Consider the following 21,029-nt stretch of genomic DNA (forward strand, 5'->3'; position numbering starts at 1 on the left):
TTGCCAGCGAATTAGAGAACCTCAGCCCATCTCTTCCTGACGTTCGATAGCTGCTTCCAGGCCTATCATCGTGCCGCCCAAGTCGATCGCAGTGACATAGCCATTCTCGTTGTAAATGTTCATCGTGTATTTGGCGGCGATGTCAAAAAGGAAATCAGGGTTGTCAAAATAGATGTCGGCACCCGGCACATCATTCAAATACAGTCCGGTGGCCATCGCGTCATACTCTTGACCATCCAGATCAAACAGAATGCCATGGGTTTGGCCTTGTTCGATATCGCCCCAAGCCTCGTTAAAGGCGGTGACATACCCCTCGCCTCGGTTGCGGTCAAAGCCAATGCGAATAACAGATCCGTCGGAATAGGCAGCCTGAATCAGACAACCATCTCCAAGGGACGGATCAATCATCACATCCCAACCTCCGGCTGTTCCCCATGCCTCAAGCTGTTGTGCGGCGGCAGAAAAAGGGAGCAGTCCGGCAAATGCAATGGCAGTAAATTTTTGAGTATCATGGAGTTCTCCTTGTTCAATCCTATCCGAAACAAAGTTTCAGTTCGAAATCTCTCACAACAAAAGGACGAGTTATCACAACAGGTTTAGTCAGGAGCCAACATATACCCGGCGCCGCGAACTGTCTGCAAATACCTTGGTTGCTTGGGGTCGGCCTCGATTTTCCGGCGCAAGCGGGTGATTTGTACGTCCACTGCACGTTCCTGCGCCTGATCACGATCCCGCCCCAAATCCTCGACCAACTTGTTGCGGCTAACCGGCTCGCCAGGGGTGGCGGCGAATATCTTCATCAACTGATTTTCGGTGGCGGTGAGGCGTACGATATCTTCACCCTGCCACATCTCTCCGCGATCTATGTCATAACGGATCGCGCCAAGGTGCAGCACTTTGGGCACGGTGTCTGCTTCCTTTACTTCTGGCATCCGTCTCAGAATGGCGTTGATCCGAAGCAACAATTCTTTGGGTTCAAATGGCTTTGGCAGGTAGTCGTCTGCACCTGCTTCGAGCCCTTGAATGCGATCTTCGGTTTCGCCTTTTGCGGTCAGCAGCAAGATTGGCGTCATGGAAGTTTCGCGAATGGCACGGGTCAGGGACATACCGTCTTCTCCGGGCATCATCACGTCCATTACGATCATGTCGAAATCCAACCCCGACAAGATGCGGCGCGCGTGGGCTGCATCGCGGGCAGAGGTCACCAGAAATCCGTTGCGCATCAGAAATTTCTTGAGCAATTCCCGAATGCGTTCGTCATCGTCGACAATCAGAAGGTGGGGATCGATTTCGCTCATTGGCCATTCTCCCTCAGGCTGGCATATCGACGCTTCATGTCGCCATCCATCATCGACTCCAGCACCTTGCGAAACCCAGCAACGGCTTCGGGACCCGCATCGCGAAAGGCGGCGCGCATGCGGGTGCGCTGGGCTTCCGACAACCGGTTCTCCAAAGCTTCACCTGCTTCTGTTAGAAACAAATTGCGCTCGCGGCGATCGGATGAGCCAACCTGACTTTCAACCAACCCGTCCTCGATCAAAGCCCGCAGAACTCGGTTCAGAGATTGTTTGGTCACTCCCAGGATAGCCAAAAGGTTCGTCACGGTTGTGCCCGGTGCACGTTTGATAAAGTGGATGGCCCTGTGATGCGCGCGTCCATATGCCATGGTCCCCAGAATGCGATCCGGATCGGCGGTAAAGCCGCGATAGGCAAAATACATTGCTTCGATGCCCTGCCGCAGCTGCTCGTCGGTGAGGTACAATAGGCTGTTGCCACTCGAATGTTCTGGCATAGGCGACCACCATTCTTTTTTGCCTGTTTAAGCGCCACAATACGTCAGCTTTGTTGACACTCCAAGCGTGAACTGATAGCGATTCTCAGATTTTGCGCAAGAATATGTCCGCTTCGGACGTAATTTGCGCAACTAATGCAAAACCCTAAGCTGGAGGATGAGCTATGGCAGGTTCTTATGATGATCGCGACGGCAAAATCTGGATGGATGGCAAATTGGTCGAATGGCGTGACGCCAATGTCCACATTCTGACCCATGCGATGCACTATGCAAGTTCGGTGTTTGAGGGCGAGCGCGCCTACAATGGCAAGATTTTCAAAAGCCGTGAACACTCCGAGCGTTTGATCGCGTCGGCCGAGGCCCTGGATATGCCAATGCCCTATTCGATTGACGAGATCGAAGCCGCCAAAGAAGAAACCCTCAAAGCCAGCGGTTTGACCGACGCGTATGTTCGAGTTTTGGTTTGGCGCGGCTCTGGCGAAGACATGGGTGTGGCTTCGGCCCTTAACCCAGTGCGCATGGCAGTCGCTGTTTGGGGCTGGGGCGCCTATTATGGCGATGCTAAAATGCAAGGCGCCAAGCTGGACATCGCGGAATGGAAGCGGCCCAGCCCGGAAACCATTCCCGTGCACGCCAAGGCCGCCGGTCTTTACATGATCTGCACCATTTCCAAACACAAAGCCGAGGCCAAAGGCTGCTCGGACGCTTTGTTCATGGATTGGCGTGGCTATGTCGCGGAAGCGACGGGCGCCAACGTGTTCTTTGTCAAAGACGGCGAAGTTCACACACCAAAGGCAGACTGCTTTCTGAATGGCATCACGCGTCAGACCGTGATTCAGATGCTGAAGGACAAAGGCATCACAGTGCATGAGCGCCGGATCAAGCCAGAAGAGATGGCCGAATTTGAACAGTGCTGGTTGACTGGTACCGCCGCCGAGGTGACTCCGGTTGGTCAGATCGGTGACTATACGTTTGAAGTCGGCGATATGACCCGCGACATCGCCGAAAGCTACGAGCGTCTGGTCCGCGAGTAAGTCGCGTGGCCGCGTTGCCAGATTACATAGATGGTTACGGCCCCGTGCATGCATTTGCCGGGGCCGAATTGTCTCTGACATCGCCTAATCCGCCCCGCCCGGCAGTCAACACAGTGTTCACCGCAACCTTGGCTGAAGCTATTGGCAATGCGGGCCTTGCCAGTGGCTCTACGATTTCGTTCCATCACCATTTGCGTAATGGCGATGACGTGATGCGCCAGGTACTGGCGATCTGCCAGACGCTGGGTATCTGCGACCTTCATATCGCGCCCTCCTCCCTGTTTCCGTGCCACGCGAGCCTGATTCCATTCCTTGCAGACGGCACGGTGACCCGTATTACCACTGCCTACATGAATGGCCCCCTTGCGGATGCAGTGAAGGCAGGTAAGTTACGCAACCCAGCTGTCCTGCAAACCCATGGTGGTCGGGCCCATGCCATCGAAAGTGGGCGTCTTGGGATCGACGTCGCCTTTGTTGCGGCCCCTGCGGTCGATCGGTCTGGTAATCTCACTGGCGCCATCGGTCCCGAGGCTTGCGGACCCTTGGGCTATGCTATGGTCGATGCCGCCCATGCCGCCCATGTCATTGCGGTGACAGATCACGTTGCCGAATCTCTGCCACGAATCTGCATCCCTGCTGCGCAGGTGGATCAGGTCGTCAATGTGCACTCAATCGGTGCCGCCGCCAGAATCGTCTCGGGCACCACGGGTCGCCCGGTCTCGCCAAAGGGCAAGATCATTGCCAACCTGACCGCGCGGCTCATTGCGGCGTCTGGGTTGCTGCAAAACGGTTTTAGCTTTCAAACAGGTGCAGGGGCCACGTCTCTTGCGGTGGCAAGTGCTTTGACCCCGGTTATGACCGAAAGGGGCATCACTGGTGGTTTTGCCGCTGGCGGCATGACCGGCCCCTTGGTCAACATGCACCACAACGGCCTGTTTCGCGAGTTGTGGGATGTGCAGGCTTTTGACCTTGAGGCTGTTCGGTCTTTTGCGTCCGATGCAGCGCATCATCCAATGTCCGCCGCACTCTATGCCAGCCCAGCACGTGCTGACGCGATTGCCAATCGGCTTGACGTGATGATCCTTGGTGCTGCCGAAGTGGACCAATCCTTTAATGTCAATGTCACACAGGCCAGCGATGGGCGCATCATTGGCGGCTCTGGTGGTCATTCGGACACGGCTGCCGGCGCCAAGCTTCCAATTGTCACCACGACGCTCAAAGCAGGTGGATTTCCCAAGTTAGTGTCTGAATTGACTTGCCTGACCACGCCAGGTGACACCATCGGTGCCGTCGTGACCGAGGCCGGTATGGCCATTCACCCCTCTCGCCCGGACCTTACCAAAGCCGCCCTTCACGCAGGCTTGCCTGTCGTATCTATCGAAGACTTATGCGCACAGGCTCAGCGTGAATGCGGGAAAGCTCCTCGGACACAATCCGATGGCCGCATTGTTGCGGTTTGCGAGTATCGCGATGGTCGTGTGATTGACGTGATCATCGCGTAACCCTGTGGCAATGATCTACTTGGTCCTCGCCTGGGGCGAATGTGTTCACAATCGCAAACACCAAGATCGAATTCAGCCTCAATGCGATGGCGTAATGTGGTGATGAAGGCTCCGATCCCAGGAAGAATTGCGCAGGAATGACATGAGCAAGGGCTTGAAATTGGTGCGGGAGCAGGGGACAACCTCGTAAAAACCAGACAAAGGCCTTTTCCATGTACGATCAGAATTACCTGATAACTCGTTTACGTGCAGCGTCCGTCGACGACGACGCGCGTACCTTTGCGACAATTCCGAGCCGCACGTCGATGTCTCATGCCGATCTGTGGGGTGGTGCAGAACGCATGGCGGCGGCTTTGGTGCAGATGGGGGTGGTGCCCGGAGATCGGGTGGCCGTTCAGGTCGAAAAGACCATCGAAGCGATTCAGTTGTATCTTGGTACGGTGATGGCGGGCGGAGTGTTTCTGCCTCTCAATACGGCCTACACCACGCCCGAGGTCGCCTATTTTCTGGGAGATGCGACCCCGCGAGTGGTGGTCTGCGATCCCGCCAAAGAAGTTGCCATTGTTGAGATTTCCAACGGCGTCCATGTCGTGACTTTGGACGCGGCTGGTCAAGGCTCAATGAGCGATGCTGCGGCACAAATGTCAGGCTTTGTGCCGATTGACCGCAGCGCAGATGATCTGGCGGCGATCCTTTATACTTCCGGTACAACTGGACGCTCGAAGGGAGCGATGCTGAGTCACAAAAACCTGGCTTCAAATTCAGAAACCTTGCGTGACTACTGGCGGTTCACCAGCGCTGATGTTCTGATCCATGCATTGCCGATTTTTCACACGCATGGGCTGTTCGTGGCGACCAATGTGGCCTTGCTGGCGGGCGCATCAGTTGTGTTTCTGGCCCGGTATGACCCTGACCTGATCCTTGATGCGATGCCACAGGCAACAGCGCTTATGGGCGTGCCAACCTTTTACACCCGGCTTTTGGGTGATCCGCGTCTGACCCGCAAGCAGGCGGTCAACATGCGGTTGTTCATCTCAGGATCAGCACCGCTTTTGGTGGACACACATGAAAGCTGGGAGCAGCGCACCGGCCACCGGATTCTTGAAAGATACGGTATGACCGAGACCAATATGAACACGTCCAATCCCTATGACGGTGAACGCCGCGCAGGCACGGTAGGTTTCCCTTTGCCGGGCGTCCAGGCACGCATCCTGAAGGATGGTATTGAAGTGCCGGATGGTGAGATCGGTGTGCTGGAAGTGCGCGGTGACAACGTATTTAAGGGGTATTGGCAAATGCCCAAGAAAACCGCCGAAGAATTGCAGGCGGACGGATGGTTCATTACTGGCGATTTGGCTCGGGTGGATCAGGATGGATATGTCACCATCGTCGGCCGCTCTAAGGATTTGGTGATCACAGGCGGTTTTAATGTCTATCCCAAAGAGGTGGAATCGCTGATTGACGACATTCCCGGTGTTTTGGAAAGTGCTGTCATTGGTGTGCCGCATCCCGATTTTGGCGAGGCCGTTGTGGCGGTTGTCGTGCCAGATGGCGAAGACCTGCAGGCGCAAGGCATAATCGATGCCCTTGCCGATCAACTGGCCAAGTTCAAGCAACCCAAAAAGGTGATTATTCTGCCAGAGTTGCCCCGCAACACGATGGGCAAGGTGCAGAAAAAGGCGCTGCGCGAAGAGTATTCGACCTTGTTCGCTTGAGCCCAGCGGACAGGCACCACCGACGGAAGTGTTTGACAATAGGGAATGGCAGTGTTGCGCTGCGTTGAATGCAATGAAACAGTGAGGCACCTTAGAAAGGATGCCTCATGTCAGACGCACCAGTTTTTGAGATTGATCCAAAAGCCTTTTGGCGCGACCCTTATCCTGCGTTGAAGCAAATGCGCGCACAGGCTCCGATTGCCTATGTGCCCCAGTTGAATGCCACTCTGTTCACCCGGCGCGATGATATTTTTGAAAATGAAAAGAAGATCGACGTGTTTTCGTCGGACCAGCCTGACGGGTTGATGACGGTCTTGATGGGACAAAACATGATGCGCAAAGATGGCGATGCGCATATGGCAGAACGCCGCGCGATTTTCCCAACGATTTCCCCGAAAACAGTGAAAAATGTCTGGCTGGCCCAGTTTCAGGCCGCAACACAACAAATTTTGGACGAAGTAGCTCCTTTGAGCAGGGCCGATATGGTTGGCGATATCGCGATGCGGATATCCGGAGAGGCACTCAAATCCATCACTGGTTTGACCAATATGTCCTGGGCCGAAATGGACCGTGTCAGCCAAGGCATGATTGATGGCTGTTCCAATTATGCCGGCGATCCGGAGGTTGAGGCACAGTGCCACGACTGCACTGGTTCAATCGACCGTCATATTGATGAGATGACGCCCCTGCTCAAGGCGACCCCCAATCACTCGCTTTTGTCAGTGCAGATGCAGGCAGAAATGCCAGAGGCCGCGATCCGGGCAAATATCAAGCTGGCCATCAGTGGCGGTCAGAACGAACCCCGTGACGCGATTGCCGGGGTGATCTGGGCGTTACTCACGCACCCTGAACAGTTGCGCGGTGTGCTGGATGGTAAAGTCACCTGGTTGCAGGCGTTCGAAGAATATACTCGCTGGATGTCTCCGATTGGGATGTCACCGCGCCGGGTTGCAAAGACATACGCCACCCACGGCATCACTTTTGATCGCGAAGATCGGGTGTTTTTCATGTTTGGCTCAGGCAATCGCGATGCGGCGCACTTCAAACACCCGGATGTGTTTGATGTCACTCGGGATGTGGGTCCTTCGATCGCCTTTGGCGCGGGCCCGCATTTCTGTGCCGGGGCATGGGCCGCGCGTTCATTGATAGCGGATGTGGCCTTGCCGATGATTTTTGAGCGCCTGCCAGACCTGCGTTTGGCCGGAGATGTGCCCTTTGGTGGCCGGGCCTTTCGAGGGCCTCTGTCCATGCCCGTGGCGTGGTAGTCAGGTCAAAAGCAGCAACAAGCCAGACAGGGTGAAAAAGGCGGCGCTGGTGGCCATAAGCATCGCAATGGATGCCAGCCCTTCAAGCCCGCTTTCTTGTGCCAGGACCGGGTAGACGCCGAACATTGAGATTGCCGCACTTAAGATCAAAGCTGCAAACAGGTCATGCGACATTGGCGCCAGGCCCAGAAGTGGCAGAACCAAGACCGCCAGGAAAACCATTGTCGGATGCAAAAGCAGTTTGGCCGCAGTAATCTGGGCTGCAAACAGGCGATTTCCCTTAAGTGGTAGATCAACAAGCGATCCCCCAATCACAATCAGCGACAAAGCCGAGGCCGACGCAGCGACGATGCGCACAAGGTGATCGAGAGCGCCGGGAATTGGAACCCCAAATGCCGAAACGACCAGCCCCAACATTAGCCCGATAAACATCGGACGACGCAGAACACTTGCCAGATTTGAAACGACCTGTTGCAAAACCGTGTCATGATCGCCGTCGCGCGCACTGTCCATCAACATCAGACCAATCGGTATAAGAACCACCAGTTCGACCAGAAAATTCAGCGCCAGCACCATTCCTGCAATCTCGGGGAAAGTCAGCAGCATTAAAGGGTATCCAATAAAACCCGAATTTGGACAGGTACTGCCCAATACCGCGACCGCACGCCGGGATTTGTCACGTGCGGTTACGCTGAACCAGACAAAAGCGACTGCAATGGTTGCAAGGCCGCCAATTGTGTAGCTGGCCAGATAGCCGGGATGAAAAACGTCTGCGATGTCACGTGAGGCAACCGCGTTGAACAGCAAGGCTGGCAGCGCAATGTTCATAACATACTTGCCGAAACTGCGCATGTCAGCCGGTGAAAACCACCCCTTGCGGACCACGATGTAGCCAATGGCAATGGCTGCGTAGATTGGAAAGATGATGGTCAGGATGCTCATTGTTCCAGCAATTCGAACCAGTATTCGGGCAACACCGTATCCATCTCTTTGGACAGTTGCGTGAGATAAGCCAGCATCAAACGTGCGCGTTTGTTGGCGATCTTGCGGCCTTTGGCGGTGACCATTTCCCCCGGCAATTTCAGCAGTTTTAAGTGCCAGTGGTCAATCGACCAGGTCTGTTCGTCCAAGGCGCGGTTGGCAGCGAAAGGGTCCAAAGGATCGCACAACGCACGACCCATGTTGCCAGCCACCATAAAGGTCCGGGCAATGCCAATTGCCCCAAGGGCATCCAATCGATCCGCGTCTCTCAGAATAAAGGCTTCCGCTGATTGCGGCGGAATTTGCGCCGAAAAACTATGTGCTTCGATTGTATGTTGAGTGGCGGTGATCTCGTTGTCTGAGTAGTCCAGCGACCGGAGCAGGGGTTCCGCAGCATTTGCCGACAAGCGTGATGCTGCAGACCGGTTTGGTGCATCTTTGGGTAAGTTTACAAGGTCATGCAAATAGGCTGCCGCAAGAAGAACGCGCAGGTCGGCGTTTCCTTCGTCGCGGGCAATGCGGTGTGCATTGGCCCAGACCCGGTCCAGATGCGCTATGTCATGCGCCGGATCCTGGGTCATCTCTTTTGCGATAATGCGGCGCAACTTAGTGCGCAAAGCGTCCATTAACCGATCTTACCGCGATTTTCGCCAACCTGACCGCGATGCAAGAGCAGATGATCGAGGATAACACAGGCCATCATGGCTTCGCCCACCGGCACTGCGCGAATGCCGACACAAGGATCATGGCGGCCCTTCGTGACCACTTCGATCGGAGTGCCATCTTTGCGGATCGATTTGCGAGGGCTCAGGATTGATGAGGTCGGTTTGACAGCAAACCGCACGACCAAATCTTGCCCGGTAGAGATGCCCCCAAGAATGCCGCCTGCGTGGTTTGATGAATATTCCGGTCCATCAGAGCCCATGGTGATCTCGTCAGCGTTGTCTGTGCCCATTAACCGAGCTGCATTCATGCCCTCGCCGATTTCAACGCCTTTGACGGCGTTGATCGACATCATCGCGGCGGATAAATCCGTGTCCAGCTTGCCATATACCGGCGCACCAAGGCCTGCTGGCACACCGCGTGCGACCACTTCGACAATGGCGCCGACCGAGTTGTGCTCTTTGCGGATAGTCTGGAGATAGTCTTCCCATTCCTGAGCGATGTCCGGCCCTTGGGGAATCCAGAACTGGTTCTGGTCTACAGCGTCCCAATCGAATTTGGATCGGTCGATGTCCAAAGCGCCCATCGCCGTCATATAGCCTTTGATCGCAACGCCGGGGGCCAGTGCCTTAATCGCTTCGCGTGCGATGCCACCTGCAGCCACACGGGCCGCAGTTTCACGCGCCGAAGACCGACCACCACCGCGATAATCGCGGATGCCGTATTTCTGCCAATAGGTGATATCGGCGTGACCGGGGCGGAAGGTTTCCGAGATATCGCCGTAGTCCTTTGACCGCTGATCGGTGTTTTCGATCATCAACTGAATGGATGTACCCGTGGTTTGGCCTTCGAATACGCCGGATAGAATTTTTACCGCATCAGGTTCGTTTCGTTGGGTCATGTTTTTGTTCTGACCCGGACGACGTTTGTCGAGCCAGTGTTGCAGCATGGATTCGTCCACCGGCACACCCGGAGGGCAGCCGTCAACGGTGGCTCCTAATGCTGGTCCATGGCTTTCACCCCAGGTGGTGACACGAAAAAGATGTCCAAAGCTGTTCATCGACATGAGATAGGCTCCTGTTTCAAAGCACCTTTAGCTGGATTGGGTTGTCTGTGGAAGGCGCGAACTCAGAAAAGGCCGCCCTGACAGGGCGACCCTGGGTCTTTTTGTGACGTCGAATAGATTAGAAGAGTGTGCCAGCAATCCCAAAGGCGTTGTGAAAGGCAGACCTTCCGTGGAAGGATTTGCGACCTTTCTTAACATCACCCGACAATGGGAAGCTTACCCCAAGAGCGAATTGGTCAAAGGATTGGGTGGCTCCTTTCATGCGGCCAAACGAACCGACAATATATACCGGGACACTGCTGAGCTGGCTGGAAGGCACCAGATAGCCAACAGTCACGCCATACTGGTCGATCGAACTCGTGGTAAGGTCTTCGGAAAGATAGTAGGCACCAAAATCCAGACCGTTTTGCAGCGTATATGTGAAGTCGATACCGAAACTGTCCGAGTCAGAAGGCGCACCAATGTCCGAGTAATCGCCGACGCCATAAAACGCCACAACATCGACCGGGCCATTTTTATATCCGCCCTGCAGACCATACACATGGGCCCAGCCCGAAAATGTGCCCGAACTGTCAAAATGTGTACCGTCCCAGAACAGCCCTGCATAGAGCCCCTGTGAGAAAAGGTAATTTCCGGCCAAGGATAACCGGAACAGATTATCCAATCCGCTACCGCTGATGTTGTCGGGTGAGGCGTAGCCCAGCCCGAAATCCAACTCGATAGTGTCGGACGCCATGGCTGAGGCATCCAATCCAAGATTGAAGCCATCCGCGTCACCTGCGCTGGAATCTATCCGATCCCACCCAAAGTGAATTTCCGAAGATTTGAATTCAAAGGCGCTTGCACCTGATGCTGCAATTGCAAGGGCACCGCCAACAAGAAGTGATTTTGTAAACATAACAATAGTCCTCCAGCAAGTGGCGCAATTATAGCACAAAGTCAAGTTAAGCTCATCAAACGAAAGGATTATTTCCGGGTGTGTGGCTGTGCATCCTCAACTTGCATCTAAGCTTTGGAAATCCAAACGTATTGCCGTTGCTTAGCCCCGCAAAGGTTCCTTCACAGAGGGTTCGGTAGGCCAAAAATGGCCCATACAAATGGGCGAGGCAACGTTGAGCGGCACGTATTTGGACTCATCAATATTGCTTGTCTTCCTTTGTTGGCCTCACTAAGTTCGCGCCTACCTCGGGGGGCCTGTGCGCATTGTGCTGGCTGAGATGCAAAAATTGCGGACCCGTTGAACCTGAACCGGTTAAGACCGGCGGAGGGAAGGTTATGGAATTCTTCCAGACTTGCTCCGCCCGTCGCATTTTGGAGGATACCATGAAGTATCTAACGTTTGCCGCGGGAATGATGGCGGCCACCATGGCGGTGGCAGAGACGCCCGTTCTCACAGTGTATACCTATGACAGCTTTGTCTCAGATTGGGGCCCCGGCCCTGCGGTTGAAGCCGCGTTTGAAGAGACCTGTGGTTGTGATCTCAAATTCGTCGGCGCTGGAGATGGCGCAGCCTTGTTGGCCCGTGTCAAACTTGAAGGGGCGCGCACCGATGCGGATATCGTATTGGGTCTGGATACCAACCTGACGGCGGCTGCCCGCGAAACAGATCTGTTTGCGGATCACGCGATTGAAGCTTCCTATGCCTTTCCTATCGGTTGGAACGACGCACAGTTTGTGCCGTTTGACTGGGGGATCTTCGCGTTTGTAAAGAATGCCGATTTGGACGCCCCGACCGACTTCAAAGCCCTGGGCGCTTCTGATCTCAAGATTGTGATTCAAGATCCCCGATCTTCGACTCCCGGTCTTGGCTTGTTGATGTGGGTGAAAACAGCCTATGGAGACGAGTCCAAAGCGGTTTGGGAAGGTCTGTCCGACAATATCGTGACTGTGACCAAGGGTTGGTCCGAAGCTTACGGTATGTTCATCGAAGGCGAAGCCGACATGGTGCTGAGCTACACCACGTCGCCTGCTTATCACCTGATTGCGGAAGAAGACGCCAGCAAAGATGCGGTGAAATTCACCGAAGGCCACTACATGCAGATTGAAGTGGCGGGCAAGTTGAAGTCCACCGATCAGGATGCACTGGCGGATCAGTTCCTGGCCTTTATGGTCTCGGATGCGTTTCAGTCGATCATTCCAACGACCAACTGGATGTATCCTGCGGTGACACCTGCCGACGGATTGCCAAAGGGGTTTGAAACTCTGGTGGTGCCGGACAAAGGACTGCTGGTGGCGTCTGATCAGGTTCAGGCTATCCGTGATGAAGCATTGGCCGAATGGCTCGACGCGCTATCCCAGTAAAAAAATGGCCCGGAATGGTTGCGGCGGCGATTGTCGCCGCACTCATTCTGGGCACATTGCTGGCGGTCGCCCTGCGCGCAGAAGCAGGGCGTGGCCTCGGGCCGTCCGAATGGGCGGCCATTCGCTTTACTTTTTGGCAGGCTGTTCTGTCAGCGACCTTGAGCGTCGCTCTTGCCATTCCTGTGGCCCGCGCATTGTCCCGAAGACAGTTTCCGGGGCGGCATTTGTTGGTCACACTGCTGGGTGCACCATTCATTCTCCCGGTTATTGTCGCGGTGTTGGGCCTGCTGGCTGTGTTCGGGCGCAGTGGTGTTCTGAATGAAATCTTACGGTGGCTTGGTCTTCCCGAAGTGCAAATCTATGGCCTGCACGGCGTGGTTCTGGCCCATGTTTTCTTCAATCTTCCCTTGGCCACGCGGCTGATCCTGATGGGGTGGCAACAAGTGCCGTCCGAACGTTTCCGTCTGGCGGCTCAGCTTGATTTTGGCCCCCGCGAAATGTGGCGGGTAATCGAGGCGCCATTATTGCGGCGTGTTGTGCCGTCGGCGCTTGCGGTGATTTTTGCCATTTGTCTGTCCAGCTTCGCTGTGGCGCTGACTGTTGGTGGCGGACCACGGGCGACAACCGTTGAACTGGCCATCTATCAGGCGTTCCGGTTTGACTTTGACCTTGGTCGCGCTGCGCTGCTGTCTTGTGTGCAACTTTTGCTGGTTGGGACGGCTGCTTTTGTGGCCTTGCGCTTGTCAGGCACGGATAGTTTTGGCACCGGGCTGGATCGGGTTGTCAAACGTTGGGACGCCGGCGGATTGACCCGGATTGCTCTTGATTCCTTTGCGATCTGTGGTGCTACAATATTCCTGATCCTTCCATTGTCGATGGTGGTCTGGGACGGGATGTTTGGTGTTTTACAAATGCCGGCTCAGGTCTGGAAAGCTGCTGGCGTTTCATTGGTGGTGGCCTTGGCCTCGACCCTTTTGATGCTTGGGTTTGCTCTTCCGATCGCCATTGCGGCCGGCGGTCGGCAAAGCTGGATAGAGATGGTGGGCCTCTTGGGTGTTGCGGCGTCTCCGCTGGTGATCGGGACGGGACTGTTCATTGTGATTTTTCCGATCGCTGATCCATTCGCCGTAGCGTTCCCTGTGACAGCGCTGGTGAATGCCGTGATGGCGCTGCCCTTTGCGCTGCGCATATTGGTCGGTCCGGTGCGAGATGTGATCCAAAATTATGGCCACCTTAGCCATTCCTTGAATGTAACCGGACGGCACTGGCTGCTGCTGATACTTCTGCCGCGCATTCGATCTGTTTTGGGTTTTGCCTGTGGTTTGACGGCAGCATTGTCGATGGGGGACCTTGGGGTGATTGCCTTGTTCGCGGATCCGGAAACTGCGACGTTGCCGTTGCAAATGTACCGCCTGATGGGCGCCTACAGGATTGATGCCGCATCAGGGGCTGGGTTGTTGTTGTTATGTCTGAGTTTTGGCCTGTTCTGGCTGTTCGACAAAGGAGGACGTGGACGTGCTGACACTTGAAAATGTAGCGATACGGCAAGGAGATTTCTCGCTCCGAGCGGACTTCACCATTCAGGCTGGGCAACGTGTCGCTGTTATCGGGCGTTCCGGGGCCGGAAAGTCGACCCTGTTAAGTTTGATTGCGGGGTTCTTTCCGCCTGAAGAGGGCAGCGTCTTGTTCGATGGTCAGAATATGACCAAGGCCGCGCCCGGTAAGCGCCCGCTTGCCATGCTGTTTCAGGACAACAACCTGTTTCCGCATCTCAGCGTCGCGCAAAATGTCGGCTTGGGCGTACGTCCCGATCTACGTTTAAATCAGGTGCAGAAGTCCCTTGTTGCCAATGCGATTGAGCGGGTTGGGCTATCCGGTCTTGAAGATCGCAAGCCTGCACAGCTTTCAGGTGGTCAACAAAGCCGCGTCGCGCTGGCGCGTATTTTGGTGCAAGATAAGCCGTTGGTTCTGCTGGACGAACCCTTTGCAGCGCTGGGCCCTGCACTCAAGATCGAAATGCTGGATTTGGTAGCGGAAGTGCTTGAGGAAACTGGTGCAGCGCTGTTGATGGTGTCACACGATCCGCAAGACGCGCGCCGCATCGCGCCGATGACGGTGCTTGTGGCTGACGGAGTCGCGTACGCACCGACCGAGACTGGCGCATTGCTGGATAACCCACCGCCTGCGCTAAAGGCTTACCTTGGTTGACCTGTTACTTTGAGCGTAGATTATTGGGTCCCTGCGCGAGAAACCACTCGTAGGTTCCACGAATTCCCTCTTCAAGTTCCGTCGAGTAGGTCCATCCCAATCGGGCCAGTCGACTGACGTCCATCAGTTTGCGTGGCGCGCCGTCGGGCTTGGTTGAATCAAACGACAGTTTCCCTTCAAAGCCGGTCACTTTTGCGACGGTTTCCGCCAATTCGCGAATGGTCACGTCGGTGCCAGAACCGACATTGATGTGGCTGAGCATCTCCTGGGTTTCGCGTTTGTAAGTGTCCGGATCGAGATCCATCACAAACAGCGAAGCCGCGGCCATATCGTCCACGTGCAGGAATTCGCGCATCGGTGTGCCGGTGCCCCAGATCACGACCTCGTCTGCACTGGTTTGCGCGGCTTCGTGGAAACGGCGGATCAGGGCAGGCAGAACGTGGCTGTTTTCAGGGTGGAAGTTATCGCCGGGCCCATAAAGATTGGTTGGCATCACCGAACGATAATCAACGCCATACTGACGATTATAGCTTTCACACAGTTTGATCCCGGCAATCTTGGCCACCGCGTAGGGCTCGTTGGTGGGCTCAAGTTCGCCCGTCAGCAGCGCATCTTCGCGCATCGGCTGTTCGGCCATTTTTGGGTAGATACAGCTGGACCCCAGTTGCAGCAGATTTTGCACGCCTGCCTCATAGGCCTGATGGATGACGTTGCATTCCATCATCAGGTTTTCGTAGATAAATTGCGCCGGATAGTTGTTGTTGGCGACAATTCCGCCAACCTTGGCCGCCGCCAGAATCACCTGATTGGGAAGCACAGATTGCATGAACTCCCGCACGTCGGCCTGATCGGTCAGGTCCAGTTCCGTGCTGGTACGTGTAATGATTTCAATGTTTGCTCCGGCGTTCTTGCGGGCCTGCAACTGTCGCAGGATCGCGCCGCCCACCATACCCCGGTGGCCTGCAACAAAAATCTTCATGGATCTATCCTTCGATCGACACAGGCACGTCCATGCCGTGTTCTTTCAACAGGGCATAGCGTTGCGAGGCCTTTAGGTCCTCGGCCACCATTTCAGCACACATCTCCTGAACCGTGATCTCCGGCACCCAACCCAGTTTATCCTTGGCCTTGGCGGGATCGCCCAACAGGGTTTCCACTTCAGCAGGGCGGAAGTAACGCGGATCAATGCGCATGACAACATCGCCAACCTTCAGCCCCGGCGCATTGTCACCTGTGATTGCAGATACCGTGGCAACTTCATCAAGGCCTGTGCCTACAAAGGCCAGCTTAATCCCCAGTTCACTTGCGGACCATTCAATGAATTGACGCACAGAGTACTGCACCCCGGTGGCGATCACAAAATCTTCTGGCGAGCCCTGCTGCAGCATCATCCACTGCATTCGCACATAGTCTTTGGCATGGCCCCAATCGCGCAGGGCATCGATGTTGCCCATATAGAGGCAATCTTCCAGACCTTGGGCAATATTGGCCAGTCCACGTGTAATTTTGCGTGTCACAAAGGTCTCACCCCGGCGCGGGCTTTCGTGATTAAACAGGATGCCGTTGCAGGCATACATTCCGTAAGCTTCGCGGTAGTTCACGGTGATCCAATAGGCGTACATCTTGGCCACGGCATAGGGGCTACGCGGGTGGAAAGGGGTGGTCTCGGTTTGCGGTGTTTCCTGCACCAGACCGTAAAGCTCAGACGTCGAGGCCTGATAAAAGCGGGTCTTCTTTTCCATCCCAAGAAAACGAATGGCCTCAAGCAATCGCAAAGTGCCCATGGCGTCTACATCGGCGGTATACTCCGGTGCCTCAAAGCTGACAGCAACATGGGATTGCGCCCCAAGGTTATACACTTCGTCAGGCTGTACTTCCTGAAGGATACGGGTGAGATTCGACGAATCCGTCAGGTCTCCGTAATGCAGTTTAAAGCGTGCCTGATCCGTGTGCGGATCCTCGTATATATGATCCACGCGCTGAGTGTTGAACGAAGACGCGCGGCGTTTGATGCCATGCACCTCATAGCCCTTTTCCAGCAGAAACTCGGCCAAATACGACCCATCCTGGCCTGTGATGCCGGTGATTAATGCTTTCTTCATACTGGTCTTCCTTCTCTCCGGTAAAGTTCCGGGTCAATGGGCGTGTGGTTGACTTCGTTCACATTTGGTCAGTTTCAGGAGCTTTTCAACGGAAGAAATCGAGATGAAATCGCGGAAAACCTCAACAAAAGCTCATTCGGCGTATCTGAAAGTCGATGCCAACACATTACAGTTCATAACCTTGGGTTTTCATATAGGTCCCAATGGGGGAAGTGAATGATGGATTGCGAGGATTATACCGACGTCAGAAAATGGGAATGTGCTTGTTTCTCATGATGCGCCAAGACGCGCAGGCCCAGCAGCTGCATCAGTTCATACTCTGGGGGAGTGGTGGGTCGTGAGAGGCTCGAACTCCCGACATCTTCGGTGTAAACGAAGCGCTCTACCAACTGAGCTAACGACCCGAGTGGCGCGGGTTTAGCCAATGATGAGAACAAGCGCAAGACCCTTAATTGCACTTCTGTCGAATTGACAGCAACGGGCTGGCCGTGTCTCAATTGGGCATGACATTTAGCCCCGTAGATCATCAAACCCATGCCACACGGAAATTCCACGAATTTCGAGTTGGAGAAGTGTTTCGCGCCCCATCGCGCACCATGACAGAAGGTGTTTTTGCAGCGTTTCAGGCCGCCAGTGGTGACAACCACCCCATTCACTACGACCGCGCCTATCTTCAACGTCTGGGGCATCGTGACTTGATGGCCCATGGCTATCAGACCTTGATTCAAGCTGCGATTGGAGCAAGCCCTCTGGCACATGAAATGGGCGAAGCGCTGATCGGGTTTTTGGAGCAATCCTCTAAGTTTCTGGCCCCTGTTTACTGCGGTGATACCCTGTACCCGAGCTTTGTCGTGTCCGAGTTAAAGAAAAACACAACGACCGGCGTGCTGACAGTGGATATCAGCATTCACAACCAAGACGGCGTGAAAGTTGTCGAGGGGCATCAATCCTATCTTATGCATCTGTAAACAGGGACCTCAGAGGCGCAAAGACCGGCAGAGTGAACTTTGTCGGCGTTATCGCACAAATCTGTTGTCGGATTTCTTTTGGAATGTAGGACTCCGCGAACCCGTTCGCGAACATCGCCCAAGTTAAAGGAAAAAATCAGAAACAGAACTCCAAAGAATTCGTCGCAACTATTTGAATAAACATGTTTTTATTTTTTCCAAACGAACCCACTTCTTACCCCCCTTTTTAATAAGAAGATGTTGTCGGAGTGACAAATCTTTAGCATTTTGCAGATCGAATTTCACGATTTCAGTTAAGAAATTGGCATTTTTTTTAAATCACATCTTCTTCTTTATTTTTGCGATTTTCAGCTTCCGGCCTTTTTGCCTGAAACAGAAGTTAACTTTGGCGTTGCGAGAACTGCGTGGTCCAGTAGTCTCTTGCGAATGAACAAATCGTATACTGGAAAGTGCTTGTGTGGCGAGGTGTCATACGTCGCCGATGGACTGCCAGTCGTTGTTGCACAATGTCATTGTGAAGAGTGCCGTCGACTTAGCGGAACTGGCCATTCTGTAGGAGTCATGTTCAGGTCGAACGCCGTCTCCTTAAGTGGGGACCCAAACGAGTTTAGCTATTCGTCCAGCAAGGGTTCGAAAGTCACAAAAGGGTTTTGTTCGAACTGCGGAAGTCACATCTATGGAACGAATACCAGGACGCCTGATCATCTGACGCTGACGCTTGGTACAATGGATGATACGACCGGACTGGAAGTCCAAGTCGTGATTTTTGAGCAAGATAAACCGCACTGGGACCGGCTTGGTAAGGATGTCGTTTCATTCAAGACCCAGCCAGATTGGAAACCAGAAGACTGAGTAGTTGCTGCGTGAGCCTACAAAGGCGGGCCTCAAAGCAAACACTGACAATTTGGATGCGTAACACTATAACACGTAGCCAGCCAATTTAATTGGAGATGACCTGTGAAACCTCGCCTTTTGGAAGTTTTGGAAACTGAAAAACCCATCTTATCCGCACCGATGGCTGGAGCCGTTGGCCCCGAACTTGTGGCTGCAGTTTGCAATGCCGGGGGCTATGGGGTCGTGCCGCTGTGGGAAATACCCGAAGAAGATGTAGGTGCAAAAATTGACGAACTGAGAGAACTGACCGACAGGAACTTCGCTGTTATTCTGAATATGTCATTTCCTTACGAAAAACAGTTGGAAACCTGCATTAATAAAGGCGTTCATGGCGTTTCTCTTTTCTGGGGAGTGGAACCGAAAGCCATAGCACGCGCAAAAGCTGGAGGCCTGGTTGTTTTAGCAAGCGTCGGAAATGCGAACGAGGCCAGAATTGCTGCAGATGCTGGTGCGGATGTCATCGTAGCTCAAGGCTGGGAGGCAGGTGGACATGTGTGGGGGCAGGTTTCGACTATGGCACTCATTCCGGCAGTGGCTGATGCGGTTGATCTCCCAGTCGTGGCCGCAGGCGGGATTTCAGACGGGCGTGGAATGGCTGCCGCATTGATGCTTGGAGCATCAGGTGTTTGGATTGGAACACGTCTATTGGCGAGCCCCGAGGCGACGATCCATAAAGAATACCGATCCCGTATCCTGCAGGCATCCGAGGCCGATACCCAATGGGCCCACGATCTATACGATGTTGATTGGCCAGATGCACCTCACCGTACACTGATCAACTCGACATCAAGAACCTGGGCAGAAGCTGGAAGCCCCGCTCCTGGTGAAAGACCAAATGAAAAAGAAATGATTGGTCAAGATTCCGCAGGTGAGCCAGTTGAGCGCTACCAAAGCTACACACCGCAACCCCAAACTGTCGGCAATGTGGAGGCGATGTCGCTCTGGTCAGGTCAAGGCGTGTCTTTGGTTCGCGAAGTCATGCCCGTATCTGATATCGTTGAAGAAATTCATCGTGATGCGAAGAAGTGCCTGCGGGCAGGTACCTCAGTTCTTTAGGCAAACACCCTGAGCATGTATTCAGAAATGAAGCGCGCTGTTTTTTGTCGTGACATTTTTCAATGTGGTGGAGGCAAGATGGCCTTAACGCCTGCCCAATAGGAGGGCCACAAGATTCAAAAGTAACAGCATTAACTTCAGCCAGGCCATTTTCAATGGCCTTCGGCTGCAATAGCCTCATTCAAGAAAAGGGGAGAAGCCAATGGCCGACATTGCCTTTATAGGGTTAGGGAACATGGGCTTGGTTCTGGCGAAGACGGCCGCAAAAGCTGGCTTTGATACAGTCGTTTGGAACAGAACAGCCGACAAAGCCAAGCCGCTTCAGGAACTGGGACTGATCGTTGCGGCTGGCCCAAAGGAGGCCATTCTGACGAGCCCCGTCATAGTGGTTTGTGTCTACGACTACGAAGCCGCTGACGAAATTCTGAGACAAGTGGGTTGCGCCGAAGCTCTGGAAGGACGCGTTTTGGTTCAATTGACGACCGCCACGCCACGAACCGCCAAGGCAACGCATGACTGGGCGCTACAACAGGGCATCTTCTACCTTGACGGTGAGATTATTGCCTACCCATCCGATATTGGCAGCGATGCGGCTCGCATACTTGTTTCCGGCGACGAGAAAGCCCTGGTTACAGCGGCTCCGCTGTTACGCGCGTTTGCACCTGAAATCGAGTATCTCGGCAGCGACCCGAGCAAAGCTTCCGCGCTAAATTTGGCGACTTTGTCCGCAAGTCTTGGCCGGATCATCGGAACACTTAACGGTGCCGCGATTTGCGAAGCGGCCAACATACCTTTGGACCAGTTTTACAAAAACATTACGAAGGACGCGGATCAAGACAGTGATGCCTTGATTAAGAGTTTGAAAAAGATTGCATCTGGCGACCTTGAGACGGCGGAAGCCACCGTGGAGGTTTGGGCGGGCACTTCTGACTACATGACGGAATTTGCAGTCGAGGCAGGATACAGCCCGGAGATATCCGAATTCATGCGCAAGCTCTTCGATAAGGCCATCAAGAAGGGGTTTGGAAACCACGACGTAGGGGCATTGATCAACATCTTGCGATCTTAGAAGCAACGGTAAACTTGAATTAGTCTCAATGTGATCTGACACCGTCCCCTTCCCAGCAAGCTGAAATGGGGACGGCACATCTCTTGAAGGAGATGATGGTTGTCCGTTTTGATGGTGATGCACACCAACCACAAAACGAGGAAACCACAATGTTGAATACTACCGACAAGATCATCAAACTGTCCGTCGTCAGGGTTTTTGGAACCAATGGCTACGTAAACTAAGAGAGAGTTTGGCTCATCTGGTTTGTTTGATTATGCGGCCTGCGTTTGTTGCACAGCAGCGATATGCAGATTGCACCTATATTATGCCATTGGGCGGATCGAGCGCCCAAGGTGCACTGGGCTATGTCAGTGCTGCAGCAGAAATTGCCAGCCAAGCGACGCAGGAAGGTATCGAGTTTGATGCCTAGT

21 protein-coding genes, 1 tRNA gene and 1 riboswitch are annotated in these 21,029 nt (G+C 54.2%); of the genes, 12 read left to right on the forward strand and 10 right to left on the reverse strand.

Going from position 1 to position 21,029, the window contains the following annotated elements:
• Positions 1-21: 21 nt before the first annotated feature.
• The 3 genes from BUC32_RS00250 to BUC32_RS00260 form a co-directional block, all read right to left on the reverse strand.
• Complete coding sequence (locus tag BUC32_RS00250; protein ID WP_245815103.1) at positions 22-408, reverse strand: hypothetical protein; 387 nt, start codon at positions 406-408, stop codon at positions 22-24.
• Between the two features lie 188 nt (positions 409-596).
• The gene (locus tag BUC32_RS00255) at positions 597-1,298 is read right to left on the reverse strand and encodes a response regulator (protein ID WP_073248216.1); all 702 of its coding nucleotides are present in this window, start codon (positions 1,296-1,298) and stop codon (positions 597-599) included.
• Positions 1,295-1,792 carry a MarR family winged helix-turn-helix transcriptional regulator gene (locus tag BUC32_RS00260; protein WP_073248218.1) on the reverse strand — a complete coding sequence of 166 codons (498 nt, stop codon included), beginning with the start codon at positions 1,790-1,792 and terminating at the stop codon, positions 1,295-1,297. Before BUC32_RS00260 ends, BUC32_RS00255 begins: the two co-directional genes overlap by 4 nt.
• Before the next feature lie 164 nt (positions 1,793-1,956).
• Between BUC32_RS00260 and BUC32_RS00265 the strand changes: the two genes are divergently transcribed.
• The 4 genes from BUC32_RS00265 (at position 1,957) to BUC32_RS00280 (ending at position 7,308) form a co-directional block, all read left to right on the forward strand.
• Entirely contained in the window at positions 1,957-2,826 is an 870-nt protein-coding gene (locus tag BUC32_RS00265) for a branched-chain amino acid aminotransferase (protein WP_073248219.1), read from the forward strand.
• Positions 2,827-2,831: 5 nt separating this feature from the next.
• Complete coding sequence (locus tag BUC32_RS00270; protein ID WP_073248221.1) at positions 2,832-4,328, forward strand: citrate lyase subunit alpha; 1,497 nt, start codon at positions 2,832-2,834, stop codon at positions 4,326-4,328.
• A 212-nt stretch (positions 4,329-4,540) separates the two neighbouring features.
• Complete coding sequence (locus BUC32_RS00275) at positions 4,541-6,043, forward strand: malonate--CoA ligase (RefSeq protein ID WP_073248224.1); 1,503 nt, start codon at positions 4,541-4,543, stop codon at positions 6,041-6,043.
• A 107-nt stretch (positions 6,044-6,150) separates the two neighbouring features.
• The gene (locus BUC32_RS00280) at positions 6,151-7,308 is read left to right on the forward strand and encodes a cytochrome P450 (protein ID WP_073248226.1); all 1,158 of its coding nucleotides are present in this window, start codon (positions 6,151-6,153) and stop codon (positions 7,306-7,308) included.
• Here the strand turns inward: BUC32_RS00280 and BUC32_RS00285 are convergent, their stop codons facing one another.
• The 4 genes from BUC32_RS00285 to BUC32_RS00300 form a co-directional block, all read right to left on the reverse strand.
• A complete protein-coding gene (locus BUC32_RS00285) occupies positions 7,309-8,250 on the reverse strand; it encodes an AEC family transporter (RefSeq protein ID WP_073248228.1) in 942 nt (313 codons plus the stop codon).
• Complete coding sequence (locus BUC32_RS00290) at positions 8,247-8,915, reverse strand: HD domain-containing protein (protein ID WP_073248230.1); 669 nt, start codon at positions 8,913-8,915, stop codon at positions 8,247-8,249. The genes BUC32_RS00285 and BUC32_RS00290 overlap by 4 nt, the downstream gene beginning before the upstream one ends.
• Positions 8,915-10,018 (reverse strand): chorismate synthase, encoded by a 1,104-nt coding sequence (gene aroC, locus BUC32_RS00295; protein ID WP_073248232.1) that lies wholly within the window; start codon positions 10,016-10,018, stop codon positions 8,915-8,917. The genes BUC32_RS00290 and aroC overlap by 1 nt, the downstream gene beginning before the upstream one ends.
• A gap of 118 nt (positions 10,019-10,136) precedes the next feature.
• Entirely contained in the window at positions 10,137-10,916 is a 780-nt protein-coding gene (locus BUC32_RS00300) for a hypothetical protein (RefSeq protein WP_073248234.1), read from the reverse strand.
• A 278-nt stretch (positions 10,917-11,194) separates the two neighbouring features.
• A riboswitch (TPP riboswitch) is annotated at positions 11,195-11,305 on the forward strand.
• Between the two features lie 36 nt (positions 11,306-11,341).
• Here BUC32_RS00300 and thiB point away from each other — a divergent pair.
• From thiB to thiQ, 3 genes are read left to right on the forward strand one after another with little or no spacing between them, the layout of a single operon-like run.
• Positions 11,342-12,319: a thiamine ABC transporter substrate binding subunit gene (gene thiB, locus BUC32_RS00305; RefSeq protein WP_073248668.1), complete on the forward strand. Its 978-nt coding sequence runs from the start codon at positions 11,342-11,344 to the stop codon at positions 12,317-12,319.
• Complete coding sequence (locus BUC32_RS00310) at positions 12,295-13,848, forward strand: thiamine/thiamine pyrophosphate ABC transporter permease ThiP (protein ID WP_073248236.1); 1,554 nt, start codon at positions 12,295-12,297, stop codon at positions 13,846-13,848. Before thiB ends, BUC32_RS00310 begins: the two co-directional genes overlap by 25 nt.
• Positions 13,835-14,527 (forward strand): thiamine ABC transporter ATP-binding protein, encoded by a 693-nt coding sequence (thiQ, locus tag BUC32_RS00315; protein WP_073248670.1) that lies wholly within the window; start codon positions 13,835-13,837, stop codon positions 14,525-14,527. Before BUC32_RS00310 ends, thiQ begins: the two co-directional genes overlap by 14 nt.
• A gap of 4 nt (positions 14,528-14,531) precedes the next feature.
• Here the strand turns inward: thiQ and fcl are convergent, their stop codons facing one another.
• From fcl to BUC32_RS00330, 3 genes are all read right to left on the reverse strand, one after another.
• Positions 14,532-15,506, reverse strand: a complete 975-nt coding sequence (fcl, locus tag BUC32_RS00320) for a GDP-L-fucose synthase (RefSeq protein WP_073248238.1) — start codon at positions 15,504-15,506, stop codon at positions 14,532-14,534.
• Between the two features lie 4 nt (positions 15,507-15,510).
• The gene (gene gmd / locus BUC32_RS00325) at positions 15,511-16,629 is read right to left on the reverse strand and encodes a GDP-mannose 4,6-dehydratase (RefSeq protein WP_073248240.1); all 1,119 of its coding nucleotides are present in this window, start codon (positions 16,627-16,629) and stop codon (positions 15,511-15,513) included.
• 328 nt (positions 16,630-16,957) lie between these two features.
• Positions 16,958-17,033, reverse strand: a tRNA-Val gene (locus BUC32_RS00330).
• A 99-nt stretch (positions 17,034-17,132) separates the two neighbouring features.
• Between BUC32_RS00330 and BUC32_RS00335 the strand changes: the two genes are divergently transcribed.
• The 5 genes from BUC32_RS00335 (at position 17,133) to BUC32_RS20345 (ending at position 21,028) form a co-directional block, all read left to right on the forward strand.
• The gene (locus BUC32_RS00335) at positions 17,133-17,597 is read left to right on the forward strand and encodes a MaoC family dehydratase (protein WP_073248242.1); all 465 of its coding nucleotides are present in this window, start codon (positions 17,133-17,135) and stop codon (positions 17,595-17,597) included.
• 426 nt (positions 17,598-18,023) lie between these two features.
• On the forward strand, positions 18,024-18,449 hold the full coding sequence (locus BUC32_RS21190) for a GFA family protein (RefSeq protein WP_083599182.1): 426 nt from the start codon (positions 18,024-18,026) through the stop codon (positions 18,447-18,449).
• Between the two features lie 105 nt (positions 18,450-18,554).
• Positions 18,555-19,547 carry an NAD(P)H-dependent flavin oxidoreductase gene (locus BUC32_RS00345; protein ID WP_073248244.1) on the forward strand — a complete coding sequence of 331 codons (993 nt, stop codon included), beginning with the start codon at positions 18,555-18,557 and terminating at the stop codon, positions 19,545-19,547.
• A gap of 202 nt (positions 19,548-19,749) precedes the next feature.
• The gene (locus BUC32_RS00350; RefSeq protein WP_083599183.1) at positions 19,750-20,616 is read left to right on the forward strand and encodes an NAD(P)-dependent oxidoreductase; all 867 of its coding nucleotides are present in this window, start codon (positions 19,750-19,752) and stop codon (positions 20,614-20,616) included.
• A 232-nt stretch (positions 20,617-20,848) separates the two neighbouring features.
• Complete coding sequence (locus BUC32_RS20345) at positions 20,849-21,028, forward strand: hypothetical protein (RefSeq protein ID WP_139280600.1); 180 nt, start codon at positions 20,849-20,851, stop codon at positions 21,026-21,028.
• Position 21,029 lies beyond the last annotated feature (1 nt).

The sequence above is a fragment of the Shimia gijangensis genome (assembly GCF_900142085.1).
GTDB classification, from domain to species: Bacteria; Pseudomonadota; Alphaproteobacteria; order Rhodobacterales; family Rhodobacteraceae; genus Shimia; species Shimia gijangensis.

What these genes read in the sequence shown, in the direction of transcription:
- BUC32_RS00250 (WP_245815103.1), bottom strand. Translation starts at nt 408, where the DNA reads ATGATTGATCCGTCCCTTGGAGATGGTTGTCTGATTCAGGCTGCCTAT.
- BUC32_RS00255 (WP_073248216.1), bottom strand. Translation starts at nt 1,298, where the DNA reads ATGAGCGAAATCGATCCCCACCTTCTGATTGTCGACGATGACGAACGC.
- BUC32_RS00260 (WP_073248218.1), bottom strand. Translation starts at nt 1,792, where the DNA reads ATGCCAGAACATTCGAGTGGCAACAGCCTATTGTACCTCACCGACGAG.
- BUC32_RS00265 (WP_073248219.1), top strand. Translation starts at nt 1,957, where the DNA reads ATGGCAGGTTCTTATGATGATCGCGACGGCAAAATCTGGATGGATGGC.
- BUC32_RS00275 (WP_073248224.1), top strand. Translation starts at nt 4,541, where the DNA reads ATGTACGATCAGAATTACCTGATAACTCGTTTACGTGCAGCGTCCGTC.
- BUC32_RS00280 (WP_073248226.1), top strand. Translation starts at nt 6,151, where the DNA reads ATGTCAGACGCACCAGTTTTTGAGATTGATCCAAAAGCCTTTTGGCGC.
- BUC32_RS00285 (WP_073248228.1), bottom strand. Translation starts at nt 8,250, where the DNA reads ATGAGCATCCTGACCATCATCTTTCCAATCTACGCAGCCATTGCCATT.
- BUC32_RS00290 (WP_073248230.1), bottom strand. Translation starts at nt 8,915, where the DNA reads ATGGACGCTTTGCGCACTAAGTTGCGCCGCATTATCGCAAAAGAGATG.
- aroC (WP_073248232.1), bottom strand. Translation starts at nt 10,018, where the DNA reads ATGTCGATGAACAGCTTTGGACATCTTTTTCGTGTCACCACCTGGGGT.
- BUC32_RS00300 (WP_073248234.1), bottom strand. Translation starts at nt 10,916, where the DNA reads ATGTTTACAAAATCACTTCTTGTTGGCGGTGCCCTTGCAATTGCAGCA.
- thiB (WP_073248668.1), top strand. Translation starts at nt 11,342, where the DNA reads ATGAAGTATCTAACGTTTGCCGCGGGAATGATGGCGGCCACCATGGCG.
- BUC32_RS00310 (WP_073248236.1), top strand. Translation starts at nt 12,295, where the DNA reads ATGGCTCGACGCGCTATCCCAGTAAAAAAATGGCCCGGAATGGTTGCG.
- fcl (WP_073248238.1), bottom strand. Translation starts at nt 15,506, where the DNA reads ATGAAGATTTTTGTTGCAGGCCACCGGGGTATGGTGGGCGGCGCGATC.
- gmd (WP_073248240.1), bottom strand. Translation starts at nt 16,629, where the DNA reads ATGAAGAAAGCATTAATCACCGGCATCACAGGCCAGGATGGGTCGTAT.
- BUC32_RS00335 (WP_073248242.1), top strand. Translation starts at nt 17,133, where the DNA reads ATGACATTTAGCCCCGTAGATCATCAAACCCATGCCACACGGAAATTC.
- BUC32_RS21190 (WP_083599182.1), top strand. Translation starts at nt 18,024, where the DNA reads ATGAACAAATCGTATACTGGAAAGTGCTTGTGTGGCGAGGTGTCATAC.
- BUC32_RS00350 (WP_083599183.1), top strand. Translation starts at nt 19,750, where the DNA reads ATGGCCGACATTGCCTTTATAGGGTTAGGGAACATGGGCTTGGTTCTG.